This window comes from Nocardia sp. alder85J, assembly GCF_020176955.2.
Taxonomy (GTDB): Bacteria; Actinomycetota; Actinomycetes; order Mycobacteriales; family Mycobacteriaceae; genus Nocardia.
This window is the reverse complement of the sequence record NZ_JAIUCZ020000004.1, coordinates 510,996-527,204: the sequence shown is the minus strand read 5'-3', so window position 1 is coordinate 527,204 and position 16,209 is coordinate 510,996. Positions and strand designations below refer to the sequence as shown.

Below are 16,209 nucleotides of genomic sequence, written 5' to 3'. Positions count from 1 at the left end.
GGCAGCAGCGCGCGGCGAGGTCCGGCGGCTCAGAGTTCGTGGCTGGCCAGCCGCGCCCGATCCGGGCCGCCGGTGCGCTGATGCCCGATCACCCGGTCGCTGAGTTCGGCACGGCGGCGGCGCGATTCGGTGCGGTCGAGTGCGGGGGTCTCGTGACCGGGGCGCGGGGCGAGTCCGAATCCGGTGTAGACCACCCGCCGCTCGCCGCCGACCGGCGGCCTGCTCATGTGCAGGGTGCAGGACAGATGCACGGTGAGGTCGCCGGGGCGGGTGGGCAACGGCAGCGCGGTCAGGTCGAGCCCCTCGATGCCCAGGGTGGCGATATTGGCGCGATGCGAACCGGGCACCACGCCGAGCTCGCCCGTCTCCGGCCCCGCGCCGGTCACCGAGATGCCGACGACCAGCCCGGCGCAGTGGTGGCTGTGCCCGCCCATGGTGCAGTCCTTGTGCCAGCTGACATCGGACGCGCCCTCGACGACCCCGACCTTCTTCAGCAGCCCCTCGGCGGCGTCGTCGAGGAGCGGATCGCGTTGCACCCAGGTGTCGTCGGTGCAGCCGGCGAGGGACCGGAAGCGGGGGCCCGTCAGCAGTTCGCGGAGGGTGGCGGACTGATGGTTGAAGCCGAGGATGCGGGCCGGGTACCAGCCCCCGGGTTCGGTGCGCGCCCACCACGAGGCGCCGTCGTCGCGGGCCGCCGCGGCGATCGCGGTGTCGAGTTCGGCCGAGACAGCGGCCATCTCCGCTTCGGTGAACACCCCGCGCAGGTGCAGATATCCGGCTTCGGCCAGGAAATGCCCGTACTCGGCCGGATCGTCGTCGAGGGTGAACGAGCGTCGCGGGTCCAGCGGGCCGCCGGTCCGATCGCGGAAACCGATGTCACCGGGGCGGTGCACCGGCCGCCCGTCGATCAGGCAGCGCAGCACCGGTTCCCATTCGACGAACGCGGCGACCGTGCCGTGTACCAGTTCGGCGCGACCGGTCATCTGCGCGCCGAACAGGGAGACCACGTCCTGCACCAGATCGGAGAACGTGACCGGGTCCAGCGTGGCGAGCAGCTCCGCCGAGGCGTCCGGACGGACCGTGAGTTCGTCGCCGGGGACGAAGGTGAGTTGTTCGCCGCCGACGCGCAAGGTCAGCGGGGGCAGGCTCAGCCGCCGCGCGGCCGCACCGGCCGCGCGGCCGTGCCGGTCGAGTAGATCGGGCAGGTGGTGATCGCGGAAGGTGACGAGATCGACGGTCCCGACCGCGGCGGAGCGGGTGCGGAAATCGACGCTGACCATGGACAGCTCCTCGGTGCCGATGCGGATCGCACACGCGATCCACTGATTTGTACCGTTAGTAGAATAAACCATCGGTACAAATTTGTGCACCGGACCGGCAGGAGCGGCCGTCGGGGCCGGATCAGCGTTCGGGGTCGGACATCCCCATGAGCTGGAGACTCAGGACGATCCCGCCCGCTACGGCGAAGGTCGCGGGAACGGCGGTGGCCAGGTCCGAGCCGAGCAGCAACAGCCCGGACAGCACAGCCGCACAGATACCGGCGGCGACCAGGACACCGGTCGGATCCATGCTCGTCACCGTGCGGATCGGATGATGCGGAGTGGTCATGGTGAAGGGTTACACCGGCGCCACGGTGATCAAACCGTGATCGAATGTTTCGGGTTCGTGACAACACCCGCGGCGACCGGAACCCGCAGGGAGACGGTCCGCCCGCCGGAGCCCGGTCCACCCGGACGTATGGTGGTCCAATGCGTGATTCGGGTGCCGGGACTTCGGATGCCGGAGTCGGCCCGTCCGATTCGGATCGGGTACGGAAGTGGCTGGGCGAGGCCGCACATGCGCCGGCGGCGTTGCCGGACGAGGGATATGTCGCGCTGCTCGGCGCCGACGGCCCGGAGCTCGAGCAGTTGTGCGAACTGGCCGACGCGCTGCGCCGGCAAGCGGTCGGCGACACCCTGACCTATGTGGTGAACCGCAATTTCGATACCGCGGCGGTCTGCGGTGCGGACCGGTCCGCCCGGGCGCGGCTCACCGCCCTGGTGGCCGAGGCCCGGGAGCTGGGCGCCACCGAGATCTGCATGCAGGGCCCGCTGCCGGCCGACAGCGACGACGACCATCTGGCACTGATCGCCGCGATCGCCGCGGCCGGGCCGATCCACCTGCACGCCTTCCGCCCGCCGGAGTGGCTCGACGCCGCCGCGCGTCGCGGCGTGCCGGTGGCCACCGTGCTGGCCGAGGCCCGGGACGCGGGGCTCGGATCGGTGCCGGGCACGGCGGCCCGGATCCTCGACGACGAGGTGCGTCATCGTCTCAACGGCGGCCCGGACCTGCCGGTGCGGCAGTGGATCGAGGTCATCGAGGCCGCGCATCGCGCGGGCCTGTTCTCCACCTCGACCATGATGTACGGGCACGGCGAGACGCCCGCGCAGCAGGTCGCCCATCTGCGACTGCTCACCGAGATCCAGGACCGCACCGGCGGTTTCACCGAATTCATCGCGATGCCGTGGCAGCCCGGCGAGCGGACCACACCGCAGGCGTGGCGGCAGGCGCGGGCCGTGCACGCGGTCGCGCGGCTGCTGTTGCACGAGCGCATCGACCACATCCAGGCCGCCTGGCCCAAATTCGGCCTGGAATCGGCGGTTTCACTGTTGCGCGGCGGCGCCGACGACATCGGCGGGCTGCTCGTCACCGGCCCGCTCGCGCCCGAGGCCGGCGCCGAGGCCGGGCGGACGCTCACCGTCGCGGAGGTGGAGCGGACGGCCCGGTCGCTGGGCCGGTCCACGCGGCAGCGCACCACCCGGTACGGCGATGTCTGACCCGATCCGCGTCGATGTCCTGATCATCGGCGCCGGCTTCGCGGGCCTGGGCATGGGCATCCGGCTCGCGCGGCGTGGCCGGGAGTCGTTCATGATCATCGAGCAGGCCGGTGACGTGGGCGGCACCTGGCGTGACAACCGCTACCCCGGCGTCGCCTCCGACGTTCCCGCGCACCTGTATTCGTTCTCGTTCCGGCCGAATCCGCAGTGGCAGCGGGTGTTCGCCGAGGGCGCCGAGATCCATCAGTACCTGCGCGGCTGCGTCGAGCAGGAGGGGCTGGAACCCCATCTGCTACTGAATTGCGCACTGCACCAGGCCCGGTGGAACGATGCCGAGGCGCGCTGGCTGGTCAGCACCACCCGGGGCGAATTCTCGGCCGCCAATCTGGTCGTCGCCACCGGCCGTCTCACCGAACCGAAGTTGCCACCGATCCGCGGCCTCGGCGAATTCGGCGGTCGCCATTGGCATTCGGCGCAGTGGAATCCGAAGGTGTCGCTGGTGGGCAAGCGGGTGGGCCTGGTCGGTTCCGGCGCCTCGGCCGTGCAGATCCTGCCACGGCTGGCGCAGGAGGCCGGCGAGGTGGTGGTCTTCCAGCGTTCGGCGCCGTATGTGCTGCCGCGCGGCGACCGCCGGTACACCCGCGACGAACTGAGCCGCTTCGCCACCGATCCGGACGCCATCACGGTGCTGCGGGACGAACTGTTCGCCGAGGCCGAGCGCGGGATCGGCGCCCGCCGCTGGCATCACCCCGACACCGATCTGCTGCGCCAGCGCGCCCTGCACCATCTGGCCACCCAAGTGCCCGATCCGCGGCTGCGGCGGGAACTGACCCCCGATTACGAGATCGGCTGCAAGCGCATCCTGTTCTCCGACGACTACTACGCCGCACTGCAATTCGGGCACGTCCGGCTGGAGCCGACCGCGCTGACCGAGGTGCGCGACGGCGCCGTGGTGGCCGCCGGCGGCCGCGACTACGCGGTGGAGGTGCTGATCTTCGCCACCGGCTTCGACACCACCCGCCCGGCCGTGTCACGGAACATCTTCGGGCGCAACGGTCTACCGCTGGCCGAGCGGTGGAGCGACGGAATGATCGCGCACGCCACCACCACGGTGGACCGCTTCCCCAACATGTACATCCTGGACGGCCCGAACGCCGCGCTCGGCCACAACTCGGCGATCTACGTCATCGAGGCCCAGATCGACTACGTGCTGGGCGCTCTCGATCATCTCGCCGCCACCGCGCACCGGGTGCTCGAGGTGACCGCCGAGGCGGTGCAGTCCACCGCCCGGCACATCGACGAGCTGGCCCGCGAGACGGTGTGGACGCAAGGGGGCTGCTCCAGCTGGTACCGCGACGCGCGGACCGGCCGGCTGACCCTGCTGTGGCCGGACTCCGCCACCGCCTTCCGGCAGTCGAACGCCACCTTCGACGTCGCGGCCTATCGGTCGTCGACCGGCTGATCCGCCTCACGCCTCGGATCGGGCGGCGGACCAGCGGTCCTCGACCTTGGCCAGCCGCCAGTAGAGCAGGGCGACGGCCCAGACCGCGACGAACAGGCCGACGATGACGAAGCCGACGTTGTCCAGGCTGATCCCGGCGACCCAGTCGGTGACCGGATCGGTGAGACCGAGCTGGTCGTGCAGCACGCCGATCAGTTCGATGGAGCCGATCAGGGCCGCGACCGCGATCGACAGGCCGGTGATCGAGAGGTTGTAGTACACCTTGCGGACCGGGTTGGCAAAAGCCCAGTGGTAGGCGACGTTCATGAAAGTGCCGTCGAGGGTGTCGAACAGGCTCATGCCCGCCGCGAACAACAGCGGCAGGCAGAGGATCGCGTACCAGGGCAGCCCGGCCGCGGCGCCGGATCCGGCCATCACCATCAGCGTGACCTCGGTGGCGGTGTCGAAACCGATGCCGAACAGCAGACCGATCGGGAACATCTGGCCGGGACGGGTGATCGAGCGGGTCAGCCGACCGAGGACCCGGTTGAGCAGGCCGCGGCTGTTCAGATGCTTCTCCAGCTGGGCCTCGTCGAACTCACCGGCTCGCATGGCCCGGAACACCCGGCGGATTCCGGCCAGCGACACCAGGTTCAGCGCCGCGATCAGATAGAGGAAACCGCCCGAGGCAAGGGTGGAGATCAGCCCCAGATCGTGGTGGGTGCTGGAGTCGTCGCTGGTCAGCGTGGTAGCCAGGTGGGTGCCGGCGGCGATGGCGATGGCCAGCAGCACGACCACGGTGGAATGACCGAGCGCGAACCAGAATCCGACCGACACCGGGCGTTTGCCGTCGGCCATCAGCTTGCGGGTGGTGTTGTCGATCGCGGCGATGTGATCGGCGTCGAACGCGTGCCGCATACCGAGGGTGTAGGCGGTCACCCCCAGCCCCAGCCCGAACGCCTGGGTGCCCACGGTGTAGTGCCGCGGTACCAGGGTGAACAGGATGCCGAAGCCGGCCACGTGCAGGACGGCGATCACGGCGAGCAGGCCGCCGGTGCGGATCCAGTCCTCGCGCCGCCAGCGCAACACCGGCGTGGCGGCCGCACCCGGGGAAACCGTTGACGGGGAAGGGTTTTCGGACAGAATCATGGCGCGTTCGGCCTCTCCAGCACCTCGTGGACGAGAGTATTCGGTGCCGTGGCCGGTCTCCTGGCTGACGGGTCGAGCACCGCCGCACCCGGCCTTCCGGGACGCATGTGTCCCGTGGCCCTTCCCGCGAGGCGGGAGCGGTACGACGGCTAACCGATCACAGTGGCGAGGGCCGCTCCGGATTTGCACCGGTCTTCCCGTACACCACGGCAACCCTCACAGTAGAGGCAGGACGCCGCCGCGCGCAAAACTGCGTGGTTGCTGACCGGATTCAGTCACCCGGGCGGAGGCCGGCGGTCCATTTCTCCTCGATGCGGCCGTAGCGCCAGGCGAGCAGCGCGACGGCCCAGGTGAGCACGAACAGGCCGACGACGATGTAGCCGAGCAGGTTGAGATCGAGACCACCGAGCACATCCCAGAATCCGCCGGACCAGCCGAGCTGTTCGCTGAGCAGGCCGAGCAACTCGACGGTGCCGATGAGCAGGGCGACGGCGATCGACAGGGCGGTGATGGTGAGGTTGTAGTAGACCTTGCGGACCGGCTGGGCGAAGGCCCAGCCGTAGGCGAAGTTCATGAAACTGCCGTCGATGGTGTCGAGCAGGCTCATCCCGGCCGCGAACAGGATCGGCAGGCAGAGGATCGCGTACCACGGCAGCCCGGCGGCCGCGCCGGTGCCGGCCAGCACCAGCAGCGCGACCTCGGTGGCGGTGTCGAATCCGAGCCCGAACAGCAGCCCGGCCGGATACATCTGCCAGGGCCGGGTGATCGAGCGCATCACCGGGGCGAGGATCCGGTTCATCAGGCCGCGGTGGGCGAGTTGATGTTCCAGCTCGGCCTCGTCGTAGCCGCCGGTCCGCATCCGGCGGAACACGCGCAGGATGCCGGCGAGCACCACGATGTTGATCGCGGCGATCAGGTACAGGAACGTGCCCGACACGGTCGTGCCGATCAGGCCGGTGTAGTGGTGCAGCGCCGAGGAGTCGTCCTCGACCGATCCGGCGATCGCCTTCACCCCGGCCGACAACAGCAACGCGAGGGCGAACACCACCGAGGAGTGCCCGAGCGAGAAGAAGAATCCGACCGACAGCGGCCGCTGCCCGTCGTTCATCAGCTTGCGCGTGGTGTTGTCGATCGCGGCGATGTGATCGGCGTCGAAGGCGTGCCGCAGGCCGAGGGTGTACGCGGTGAGGCCGACGCCGACCCCCAGGGTCCGGTCGCCGAGGTCGAAGTGCCGCGGGGCGACGAACGCGAGCAGCGTGAACCAGCCCAGCACGTGCAGGCCGACGATCACCCCGGCGATCGCGGCCAGCCGCAGCCATTCGCCACGGGTGAGCCGCATCCGGGCGAGGAGGGATCGGAAAGGGTTGCGCTGCTGGGACACCGACGTCACGATCTGTCCTCTCCGCCGAACCCGACATGGTCGACGGTAAACCGCACCACCGTCTTGTTGCAACCGATTCGCAAGAACGCGACTCGCCAACGCGCGTCCCGGGCGGCAGACTGAGGAGTATGACCGGCGGCGACCACCTCCACGCCACCCTCGATCCGCGGCATGTCCTGCGCGACCACGGACTGCGCTGCACCACGCCCCGATTGGCGGTCCTCACCGCCCTGGGCGGGGCGCGGGAGCAGGGGCACCTCACCGTCGCGCAAATCCAGCAACTACTGTCCGGCACCGGCCATCAGGTCGACACCGCCACCGTGTACCGCACGGTGGCGACGCTGGTCGAGGCGAATGTGCTGCACGCCTTGGTCGTCGACGAACGCATCACCAGCTACGGCCTCACCGACACCCCGCACCACCACGCGGTGTGCACCCGCTGCGGCGCGATCGACGAGGTCCCGGCGGAACAATTGCGCACGGCACTGGCGGCGGCGCGCAGCGGCAGCCGCTTCGCCCTCCCGGAAACCGGCGGCCTGACCCTGCACGGCCTGTGCCCGTCCTGCCAGCAGATCCGGGAATCGGCCCGGCACCGACGGTGAGCCGTCACTCGTCGCGGGCGCGGGCGGATCCGAGCTCGTCGAGCAGCCGTTGCAGGAAGCGCCGGTACCCGATATCCGGTGCGCAGTGCAGGGTTTCGACGATGGGCTCGAGGGCCGGGCCGCCGCTGTCGAGGGCGAACCGGACCAGCCCCAGTTCGGCGCAGCGGGACAGCGCGGGGGCCAGTTCGTCGATCGCCTCCCGGGTGCGGCCGCCCGCGGCCAGGCAACTGCCGTAGCGCAGCCGGGCCGCCAGCAGCGCTCGGGGGCGCGGTTGCTGTTCGACCTCCCGGACGATCCGCTCGGCGCGGACGATGGCCTGCCGGTTGGCCGCCGGCGAGCGCTCCGCGAGCAGCACCCGGATCGCGCAATCCTGTTCGAGTTCCGCCGCGGCCGCGCGGATGTGGTCCGGCTGTGCCCGATACAGCGGCAGCTCCGTCAGGGTGCGGCGCTCGTCGTGGGTGATCGGCAGGCCCAGCCGGATCCGCTCGTTGAGCATGCGGGCCGCCAGCCGGGGCAGCGAAAGCTTGTGCGCCACTCGATGTCCCTCGGTGAGCAGTCGCGCCGCCATCGGCAGATCACCGCGCACCCCGGCCAGCCGGGCCGCGGTCCCGTGCGCGGTCAGCAGCACTTCCACGGGGGCCGCCTCGATATCCTCACCGGCCGGGATCAATTCGTCGGCCTCGGCGAATTGACCTGTCTGATAGAGGAGTTCGGCGAGTTCGGCGGCGGCGATGGATTTGTTCGTCCGCGGCCACATGCCGAATTCGAGGGTCATCGCCAGCGCCGCGCGCAGCGTGCTCTCGGCGCCGTCGATGTCGAGTTGCTCGAATTCGGCCGTGGCGGTGATGACCTCGCGCAGCACCGGGATGAACGGACCGAGATCGGCCGGATTCGAGAGGATCAGCGCGTGCCAGCGCCGCACCTCCTCGAAATCGAATCGGAAGAACGCCGAGGTGGCCACCGCGAGCGCCCCGACGGCGGCGAGGTAGGGCCGCACCTGCGGCAGTCGTTGTTTCGACGCCGGTGACAGGTCGGCGACCCGGTCCGCTTGCAGCTCCTGGCCCACCTTCACGATCTCGGATTCGAGCGCCAGATCCGCGGTGGTGTCGTCGCGCGGCCGGCCGGCCAGCAGCGCCTCCACCCGCACCCGGGCGGCCTCGACCGAATTCAGGTGGAACAGCGGCAGATTCGCCATCGCCACCGCGAGCTGGATGCGGGGATCGGATTCGGCCAGCGCCGGTGGCAGTTTGGCCACCAGGGCGACCAGGGTGGCCATCCGGGATTCGCCGAGCAGTCCGTCCGCGCGATCGGCGATCAGGCCCAGCGCGCGTTCGGGATCGCCGGCGGCGAGGCTGTGATCGACCGCCTCGATGAGCATGTCGTGTTCGGCGAACCAGCCGGCGGCGGTCGCGTGCAGCCGGGCCGTCGCCTCGGGATGCTGCCGGGTCAGCCGGTGGCGCAGGAAATCCGCGAACAGGCTGTGGTAGCGGAACCAGCGCAGATCGTCGTCCACGCTGCGCAGGAACAGATCTCGGCGGCGGACCTCCTCCAGCAGTTCCTGCGCGCCGGGGGCGCCGGTCAGCGCCTCGGCCAGATCGGCGCAGACGGTGTCGGGCACAGCGGTTTTCATGAGGAATTCGAGCAGTTCCGGCTCGAGTTCGCCGGCCACGTTCTCCATCAGGTAGTCGGCGATGGCGTGGTGGTGGCCGGAGATGCGGTCGATCTGCGCGGTGAGGTCGGTCTTTCCGCGCATCGACAGCGAGGCCAGTTGCAGCGCCGCCGCCCAGCCCTCGGTGGTGTCGCGCAGGTGATCCACCTCGGACCGCCGCAGCGGCAGTTCGCCGATGTCCAGCAGCATCCGCTCCGCTTCGGCATTGTCGAATCGCAGTGCGCGCTCGTCGATTTCGACCAGTTCGTCGCGGACCCGCAAGCGGGCCAGCGGAAGTCCCATCGAGGTCCGGCTGGTCACGATCAATCGCAGGTGGTGACAGCCGTTGTCGAGCAGGAACCGCATCGCGTCGCGGACCTCCTCGCTGTGGATGTGGTGCCAGTCGTCGAGGACGATCGCGACGGTGCGGCCGCTGCGGTGGATCTCGTCGACCAGGGTGGTCAGCACCCGCCGGGCCGCGTCCTGGAAACCCTCCTCCAGCACCAGCGCCAGTTCACCGGCCAGATTCGGGTGGACCTGGCGGACGGCCTCCACCAGCCGGGTCAGGGCCCAGGTGAGGTTGTTGTCGTCGGGTATCACGTTCAGCCAGGCGACCGGGACGTTCTCGGCCTCCAGTGCGGCGGCCCACTGGGCGGCCAGGGTGCTCTTGCCGTATCCGGGCGGCGCGTGGATGAGGACCAGGCGCCGCGGCTGTCCCTCGCGCAGCGTCCGCAACAGGCGCGGCCGGGACACCAGGCGGTGTGCCGCGGTGGGCGGCCGGTACCGGGTCACCGGCGTCGGCGGGCGCGGCGGCCGCTCGACCCGCGCTTCGGCCGAGACGAGCGCATCCACCGGCAGCCCCGAGGCGAATTGGATGTCGCGCAACCGCGTTCCGAATTCGAGCGCAGAACCGGGCCGATCGCCGGGGCGGCGATCCATCGCGGCCTCCACGGCCGAGCACAACGCGGCCGGAACCCCGGCCGGGCGCAGATCCGGAACCGGTTCGGCGCAGATCCGATCGAATTGCGCGGCAAGGGATTCGCCGTCCGTCGCGGCGAAGGCCGGATATCCGGCGAGCGCGGTGAACAGCACCGCGCCGAGGCCGTACACGTCGGCGGCCGCGGTGGCGGGTTCCCCGCGCAGCACCTCCGGCGCGAGATACGTGGGCTGCCCGATCCCCGCCGCGTGCGCCGCGCCGGGATCGCCGGCCAGGCCGAAGTCGCCCAGTTGCGGCTCGCCGTAATCGCTGATCAGGATGTTCGCGGGATGTACCGCGCCGTGCACGATGCCCGCGGCGTGCGCCGTGGCCAGCGCACCGGCCAGCTTCACGCCGATCGACAGCGTCTCCGCCCACGGCAACGCCCCCTCGTCGTGGATCCGCCGCTCCAGCGAGCCGCGAGCGTGGAACGGCACGACCAGCAACGGCCGTCCCGAGCCGGTGATACCGATCCGCAACACCGGCACGATGTGCGGATGCCCGGAGATCCGGTTCACCGCCCGCTGCTCCCGCAGGAACCGGTCCTGCCCGGCCTCGTCGAGCGCCGCGGCCCGCACTTCGACCGCCACAACCCGGCCCAGCGGCTGCTCCACCGCCCGGAAGACCACCCCGAAGCCGCCGCGGCCGAACTCCTCGACCTCCTCGAATCCGGCGATCAGCAACTCTTCGGCAATATCGGGTGTGCCCCAGGGCTGAGTGGCTTCCAGCGCGCCGTCGGAGATCATGGCCCACTCAACCGCCCATCCGGGCACGTCGACGCTCGGTCGAAGGCCCCCGACGGCTGGGGCGGAACCCCGTACGTTCCACACCGAGCCGCCAGCGCGCACACCGAGTCATGACCACGAGTCTAGTCAGCTATCTTCCGGCACAGTCCGGGCCGGAGCGGCCCGGACTGTGCATGCCAGGCCCCCTCAGCACGATGTCCGACCATCCGAGGGCGCCTGCGGAGACCACCGACTCGCGATCACGCGTCGGCCACTCGGCCACGCACGCCGGGCCGATCCGGCGCCGCGGCGCCCGGCCACCAGTGCACGAACGGTGTCGCCGCCCGGCGTCCGCCACGGAGCCGACAGCTGCCCAAGCGACGAAGTCGTTGCCGCAGTGAGGATCCGGTGGATCACGAGGTGTCCGGCGCCGAGTTCGGCGATGCGGTCCCGGTGGTGCACCACGGCCATGCGGTCATCGTGACAGGCGCCGCCGGCGGGCAGGCCGCCGGAGCCCGGCGGAACCGATCAGGAATCGAGAAGCACCGGTGACCCGGCCGGAATTAGCGTTGCTCACATGAACAGCACAACCGACCAGGCCACCATCAACTCCGTCATCCTCGAAGCGGCCGATCCGGCAGCCGCCGCGGCCTTCTACGAGGCCGCGTTCGGTCTCGGCGACCGGCTGCGTATCAGGGCCACCACCGCGCCGACGACCGGATTCCGCGGGTTCGTCCTGTCACTGGTGGTCTCCCAGCCCGGCACCGTCGACAGCCTCCTGGGCACCGCGCTCGCGGCGGGTGCGACGGCGATCAAGCCGGCCAAGAAGAGTTTCTGGGGGTACGGCGGTGTCGTCCAGGCCCCGGACGGGACGCTCTGGAAGGTCGCCACCTCGGCGAAGAAGGACACCCGGCCCGCCAACCGGGAGATCGACGATTTCGTGGTGCTCCTCGGGGTCGACAACGTGAAGAACACCAAGCAGTTCTACATCGACCACGGTCTGGCCGTGGGCAAGAGCTTCGGCAGCAAGTACGTCGAATTCGACATCCCGTCCTCCTCGGTCAAGCTGGCGCTCTACGGGCGCAAGGCCGCCGCCAAGGACGCCGGCGTCTCCCCCGACGGCAGCGGCTCGCACCGGGTCGCCATCGACAGCGGTTTCGGGGCGTTCAGCGATCCGGACGGATTCGAATGGGAGACCGGCGCGGCCTGAGCCGGTCGGACGGTCACAGCCACTTGCTGCGCCGGAAGACCACCAGCAGTCCGGCGCACAGCACCACCATCAGGGTGAGCGCGGCCGGGTAGCCCCAGACCTGGCGCAGTTCCGGCATGTGCTCGAAGTTCATGCCGTAGATACCGGCGATCATCGTGGGCACGGCGGCCATCGCGACCAGGGCGGAGATCTTGCGCATATCGGTGTTCTGCTGCACGGCGGTCTTGGCCAGGGCCGCGCCGATCATCGCGCTCAGGGATTCGTCGAAGACGGTGATGTGCTCGGTGACGGCGGTGTGGTGGTCGGCGACATCGCGCAGATAGCGGCGGACCTCCTTGGTCAGCGGCATCTCCGGCTGGATCAGCATCTGCAAGGGCAGCGCGAGCGGCACCACCGCGCGGCGCATCTCGACGATCTCGCGCTTGAGCTGGTAGATGGGTTCGATGGCGATCGTCGTGCCCGGAGTGAAGATCTCCTCCTCCATGGCGTCCACATCCTGCTCGACCGCCTGCGCGACCTCGATGTAGGAGTCGACCACGTAATCGGCGATGGCGTGCAGTACCGCACCCGGCCCGCGGCGCAGCCGTTCGGGATCGGCCTCGAGGTCCCGGCGCACACCGGCCAGCCCGGAATGTTCGCCGTGGCGCACCGCGACGACGAAATCCGCGGCGACGAAGATCAGGATCTGCCCGGTCAGGACGATCTCGCTGACGGTGCGCATGTCGTGTTCGACATGGGTGACGGTGCGCATGGCCACGACCAGGGTGTCGTCGTAGCGTTCCAGCTTCGGGCGCTGATGGGGGCGGACCGCGTCCTCGGCGGCCAGCGGGTGCAGGCCGTACGTTGCGGCGATATCGGTCATCTGCTGTTCGTCGGGCTCGTGCAATCCCAGCCAGACGAATCCGGCGCCGCGTTCGCGCACCTCCGCCAGCGCGGCCTCATAGGTGAAATGTCCGGGCAGGCGTTGCCCGTCGACGTAGACCGCGCAGTCGACGACGGCCCGCGCGGCCGGCACCCGGATCTTTGGTAGCGGCGGCCGGGCGGGGCGATGGAACGACGGCAGCGGCGGGGTGGACGACACCGGATGATCGTGACACCGTCGCGTCGGCCGCGAAAGCCGGGGGACCTATCCGGGTACGGCTCCGAGCCGGTAGCTGGCCGAGGTCACGCTGCCCATGAAGTCGTTCTCGTAGTAGATCCGGGTCGCCGGATCCGCTTCGGCGGCGCCGACCGCGACCATCAGCGGGATCAGATGGTCCTCGGCGGGGTGGCTGTCACGCGCGCTCGGCGCCCGATCCCAGGCCAGCAAACCCTCGACGCGCTGTTCGGGGGTGGAGTACACGACGGTCCGGGTCAGCCAGTCCTCGAATTCGCTGGACGCGCGCGCCGCGTCGGGACCGAAGCGGCGCAGATTGTGGTAGCTGAATCCGCTGCCGACGATGAGGACGCCCTCGCGGCGCAGCGGGGCCAGCGCCCGGCCCGCGGCCAGGTGCGCGGCGGGGTCGTAGTCCGAGGTCAGCGACAGTTGCAGGATCGGCACGTCGGCGTCCGGGTACATCACGAACAGCGGGGCGAAGGTGCCGTGGTCGAAGCCGCGCCGCACGTCGGCACGGACCGCGATACCGGCCCCGCGCAGCAACTCCTGCACGCGCTCGGCCACGTCCGGCGAGCCCGGCACCGGATACCGGATGTGGTAGGTGAATTCGGGAAAGCCACCGTAGTCGTAGTACATCGGCGGCCGCGGGTGGGTCTGCACGGTGAACGTGGTTTCCTCCCAGTGCCCGGAGATCACCAGCACCGCACGGGGTTTCGCACCGAGCTCGACGGGGATCGCCTCCAGCGAGGCCCGCAGCTTGCTCAGATCGCCCGGGAACCGGTCCTCGATCCAGGGCCAGGGGCCGCCACCGTGGGAGACGAAATAGGTGGGCAAAACGACGTCGGTCGAACTCATGATCCAGTCTTTCTCCGGCGGCGTCGCCCGCTGCGACGGAACTCTCGATGCGCGGTAACGCCACTGTACCGGTCGTCCACCCTCGGGCACGGGGGCCTGCGGCGCGTTCCGGCACCCGGAGCAGGCGGATTCACCGGCGCCCGAGAGGATTCGAACCCCCAGCCTCCTGGCTCGTAACCAGGCGCTCTGTCGGTTGAGCTACAGGCGCAAGACATCCCGCACCGAGGTGCGCGGGACTCGTTCCCCCGGCGCGGCACGTATAGCATCTGCACGTAACCGTACCCGTCATGAACTGCTGGTTTCCGCCACTGTTGATATCGTTCGGCGGCGTCGCTCCGGCGGTGCGCAGTGAATGCCGAACAGATCATGACCTGGTTGCAGGCCGATGGGTTGGCCTGCGTGGTGTGCGGAGCTGACTACCTCCCCATCCGCGTTGCGCATGTGCCGGTTGGCCGGTCGGCGATCGGTTCGCATGTATTCGCCTGTGCCTCCTGCGATTTGAGCGACTTGCACCGGGTGGGAGGTGCGCTGGGATGAGTACCGTAATTTCGGATCGCCGTGACCGGACGCTGTGGATCCAGTGTGGCTGATCGGCCGCGATGACAGCAGGGCTGCGGCTGGGGTGGCGGTTGGTGGCGCGGATGGGGTGGCGGATGCTCGGCGTCCTATGGCCGCCGCCGCCCCAAACGCCGGTTACGGCAAGCACATTCGGGCCGGTCGAGCACGTATTCGAGGCAATGGAACGGATTCCAGAATGAGTACTAGAACTCGGACGTACTCCCCCGGCGGGCGGCGTGGCGAGCGTAGTGTGCATCGGGGCGGGCATCAGGACGCGGGTGCATGGTTTCGCCTGCTCGATCGTGACCGGCGCCTGCTGGTCTTGCTTTCCGAGCACAAGGTGTTCACCACCGACCAGATCGCGGCGCTGGAGTTCGCCTCGGTGCGCCGCGCGCAGGATCGGCTGCGCAAGCTGCGGGAGATGGGCATGCTGTTCGCCTTCCGCGAGTCCCTCTACGGCGGCGGCACCAGCCAGACACGGCACGCGCTCGGATACGCCGGCGCGCGCCTGATCGCGGCTGCGCGCGCGCAGACCCCGCCCACACCGGCCAAGTACGCGCTGGAGCTGGAGCGGCTGGCGTGCTCGCCGATGCTCGGCCACCGGCTGGGTGTGAACGGGTTCTTCGCTGCCCTGGCCGCCCACCGCAACCGGGCTCGCCGTCGCGATCCGGTGGTGCCGGATTCGGTGCAGGGGCTGACCCAGTGGTGGTCCGAGCGCCAATGCGCCGAGATGTTCTGGACCCACGCCTCCGGCGAGGACCAACTCCATCCCGATGGCTACGGGTGCTGGGAACAGCATGGCCGCGTGGTGCGGTTCTTCCTCGAATATGACACCGGCACAGAGTCGTTGAAGACCGTGACCGCCAAACTCGCTGACTATCAACGGTTCCCGACCGACAAGTTCTGGATCCTTCTGTTCTCGGTGCATTCGGCCCGCCGCGAGACCGGGCTACGAGCCGTGCTGAGTCGCGCGCTCGGCAGCAGCTACAGTCCCGGTCTGGTGATCGCGACGACCAGCCGCGACCTGGCCCATCCCGACGGCCCGGCAGGCCCGGTGCGGGGATTATGGACGGCCGACGGCGGCGATGCTGTCCCCGAGCGGCTACGGCTGGCCGATCTCCCCGAACGCGGCCCGCGAATCGCCTACCACACCAGCACCGAGCAGCCCTGCAACGAAGCAGCCTTCGACCACGACGACCCCGAGATCCAAAACCTCCTCTACCCCAACCAGACTCGCACCACGCCGCCGACGGCGTACTGATCGAATGGGAAGCCCAGCTTCCGGCGGCTGGTGACAACAATGTCCGTTGAATGCAGGCACCGACACCGCGTCCGGCATACGTTCGCCGGTCGGCGGGTCGTGGTCGGCCCGGGGTCCCGCCCAATCGGCGCGTGTGGCGGCGGCGGAGGTGTGGGCAGGCAAGCAACGCGTTGGTGGGGAACCGGCCGGTGCCGGTTCCCCACCCGGGGGCGATTTCAGAGGTTCTCGGGGTTCTCGGCCAGCGCCCAGGTCCGAGGGCTGTCGCTGATGCGGCGCGCCACTCCCTGCCCGGTCAGCCAATCCCCTGGCCCCAGGCTCACAGCCCAGCTACTTATGGGGAGGTAGCCGGAAACAGGCAGATCACGGACTGTTCCATACGCCTTGAAGTCGAATACAAGATCCGCGGCGGCATCGGGGCTCTAAAAATCGGCTGGACCGGCGGAACTAGGATCGATCTGTACCTCTAACACCAAGGCTTGGGGGCTGCCCCT

General features: G+C 69.7%; 12 protein-coding genes, 1 tRNA gene and 1 riboswitch. Of the genes, 5 read left to right on the top strand and 8 right to left on the bottom strand.

Annotated features, from left to right (window positions below; all coding sequences use genetic code 11):
- Window positions 1–29 precede the first annotated feature (29 nt).
- The gene (locus LBW94_RS18425) at window positions 30–1,280 is read right to left on the bottom strand and encodes a phytanoyl-CoA dioxygenase family protein (protein WP_266271445.1); all 1,251 of its coding nucleotides are present in this window, start codon (window positions 1,278–1,280) and stop codon (window positions 30–32) included.
- Window positions 1,281–1,401: 121 nt separating this feature from the next.
- Window positions 1,402–1,608 (bottom strand): hypothetical protein, encoded by a 207-nt coding sequence (locus tag LBW94_RS18420; RefSeq protein ID WP_225057171.1) that lies wholly within the window; start codon window positions 1,606–1,608, stop codon window positions 1,402–1,404.
- A 140-nt stretch (window positions 1,609–1,748) separates the two neighbouring features.
- On the opposite strand from LBW94_RS18420, the gene LBW94_RS18415 reads away from it, so the two are divergent.
- Window positions 1,749–2,816 carry an FO synthase gene (locus LBW94_RS18415; RefSeq protein ID WP_225057172.1) on the top strand — a complete coding sequence of 356 codons (1,068 nt, stop codon included), beginning with the start codon at window positions 1,749–1,751 and terminating at the stop codon, window positions 2,814–2,816.
- Complete coding sequence (locus LBW94_RS18410; protein WP_225057173.1) at window positions 2,809–4,278, top strand: flavin-containing monooxygenase; 1,470 nt, start codon at window positions 2,809–2,811, stop codon at window positions 4,276–4,278. Before LBW94_RS18415 ends, LBW94_RS18410 begins: the two co-directional genes overlap by 8 nt.
- 6 nt (window positions 4,279–4,284) lie before the next feature.
- On the opposite strand, the gene LBW94_RS18405 is transcribed toward LBW94_RS18410, so the two are convergent.
- Together LBW94_RS18405 and LBW94_RS18400 are read right to left on the bottom strand one after the other, a co-directional pair.
- Window positions 4,285–5,406 carry a HoxN/HupN/NixA family nickel/cobalt transporter gene (locus LBW94_RS18405; protein ID WP_225057174.1) on the bottom strand — a complete coding sequence of 374 codons (1,122 nt, stop codon included), beginning with the start codon at window positions 5,404–5,406 and terminating at the stop codon, window positions 4,285–4,287.
- Window positions 5,407–5,438: 32 nt separating this feature from the next.
- Window positions 5,439–5,630: riboswitch (cobalamin riboswitch) on the bottom strand.
- Between the two features lie 47 nt (window positions 5,631–5,677).
- Window positions 5,678–6,745, bottom strand: coding sequence for a HoxN/HupN/NixA family nickel/cobalt transporter (locus tag LBW94_RS18400; protein WP_225057278.1), 1,068 nt, complete (start codon window positions 6,743–6,745; stop codon window positions 5,678–5,680).
- Between the two features lie 170 nt (window positions 6,746–6,915).
- Between LBW94_RS18400 and LBW94_RS18395 the strand changes: the two genes are divergently transcribed.
- Window positions 6,916–7,389 carry a Fur family transcriptional regulator gene (locus LBW94_RS18395; protein WP_225057175.1) on the top strand — a complete coding sequence of 158 codons (474 nt, stop codon included), beginning with the start codon at window positions 6,916–6,918 and terminating at the stop codon, window positions 7,387–7,389.
- Window positions 7,390–7,393: 4 nt separating this feature from the next.
- Here LBW94_RS18395 and LBW94_RS18390 read toward each other — a convergent pair whose 3' ends face one another.
- Window positions 7,394–10,759: a serine/threonine-protein kinase gene (locus LBW94_RS18390; protein ID WP_225057176.1), complete on the bottom strand. Its 3,366-nt coding sequence runs from the start codon at window positions 10,757–10,759 to the stop codon at window positions 7,394–7,396.
- Window positions 10,760–11,315: 556 nt separating this feature from the next.
- Here LBW94_RS18390 and LBW94_RS18385 point away from each other — a divergent pair.
- Window positions 11,316–11,948: a glyoxalase gene (locus LBW94_RS18385; protein ID WP_225057177.1), complete on the top strand. Its 633-nt coding sequence runs from the start codon at window positions 11,316–11,318 to the stop codon at window positions 11,946–11,948.
- A gap of 13 nt (window positions 11,949–11,961) precedes the next feature.
- Here the strand turns inward: LBW94_RS18385 and LBW94_RS18380 are convergent, their stop codons facing one another.
- From LBW94_RS18380 to LBW94_RS18370, 3 genes are all read right to left on the bottom strand, one after another.
- Window positions 11,962–13,029: a magnesium and cobalt transport protein CorA gene (locus LBW94_RS18380; protein ID WP_225057178.1), complete on the bottom strand. Its 1,068-nt coding sequence runs from the start codon at window positions 13,027–13,029 to the stop codon at window positions 11,962–11,964.
- Window positions 13,030–13,074: 45 nt separating this feature from the next.
- Entirely contained in the window at window positions 13,075–13,899 is an 825-nt protein-coding gene (locus tag LBW94_RS18375) for a DODA-type extradiol aromatic ring-opening family dioxygenase (RefSeq protein WP_225057179.1), read from the bottom strand.
- 135 nt (window positions 13,900–14,034) lie between these two features.
- Window positions 14,035–14,107, bottom strand: a tRNA-Arg gene (locus LBW94_RS18370).
- Window positions 14,108–14,566: 459 nt separating this feature from the next.
- On the opposite strand from LBW94_RS18370, the gene LBW94_RS18365 reads away from it, so the two are divergent.
- Window positions 14,567–15,718 carry a replication-relaxation family protein gene (locus LBW94_RS18365; protein WP_266271440.1) on the top strand — a complete coding sequence of 384 codons (1,152 nt, stop codon included), beginning with the start codon at window positions 14,567–14,569 and terminating at the stop codon, window positions 15,716–15,718.
- Window positions 15,719–16,209: the final 491 nt, after the last annotated feature.

What these genes read in the sequence shown, in the direction of transcription:
- LBW94_RS18425 (WP_266271445.1), bottom strand. Translation starts at nt 1,280, where the DNA reads ATGGTCAGCGTCGATTTCCGCACCCGCTCCGCCGCGGTCGGGACCGTC.
- LBW94_RS18420 (WP_225057171.1), bottom strand. Translation starts at nt 1,608, where the DNA reads ATGACCACTCCGCATCATCCGATCCGCACGGTGACGAGCATGGATCCG.
- LBW94_RS18415 (WP_225057172.1), top strand. Translation starts at nt 1,749, where the DNA reads ATGCGTGATTCGGGTGCCGGGACTTCGGATGCCGGAGTCGGCCCGTCC.
- LBW94_RS18410 (WP_225057173.1), top strand. Translation starts at nt 2,809, where the DNA reads ATGTCTGACCCGATCCGCGTCGATGTCCTGATCATCGGCGCCGGCTTC.
- LBW94_RS18405 (WP_225057174.1), bottom strand. Translation starts at nt 5,406, where the DNA reads ATGATTCTGTCCGAAAACCCTTCCCCGTCAACGGTTTCCCCGGGTGCG.
- LBW94_RS18400 (WP_225057278.1), bottom strand. Translation starts at nt 6,745, where the DNA reads ATGCGGCTCACCCGTGGCGAATGGCTGCGGCTGGCCGCGATCGCCGGG.
- LBW94_RS18395 (WP_225057175.1), top strand. Translation starts at nt 6,916, where the DNA reads ATGACCGGCGGCGACCACCTCCACGCCACCCTCGATCCGCGGCATGTC.
- LBW94_RS18390 (WP_225057176.1), bottom strand. Translation starts at nt 10,759, where the DNA reads ATGATCTCCGACGGCGCGCTGGAAGCCACTCAGCCCTGGGGCACACCC.
- LBW94_RS18385 (WP_225057177.1), top strand. Translation starts at nt 11,316, where the DNA reads ATGAACAGCACAACCGACCAGGCCACCATCAACTCCGTCATCCTCGAA.
- LBW94_RS18375 (WP_225057179.1), bottom strand. Translation starts at nt 13,899, where the DNA reads ATGAGTTCGACCGACGTCGTTTTGCCCACCTATTTCGTCTCCCACGGT.
- LBW94_RS18365 (WP_266271440.1), top strand. Translation starts at nt 14,567, where the DNA reads ATGGCCGCCGCCGCCCCAAACGCCGGTTACGGCAAGCACATTCGGGCC.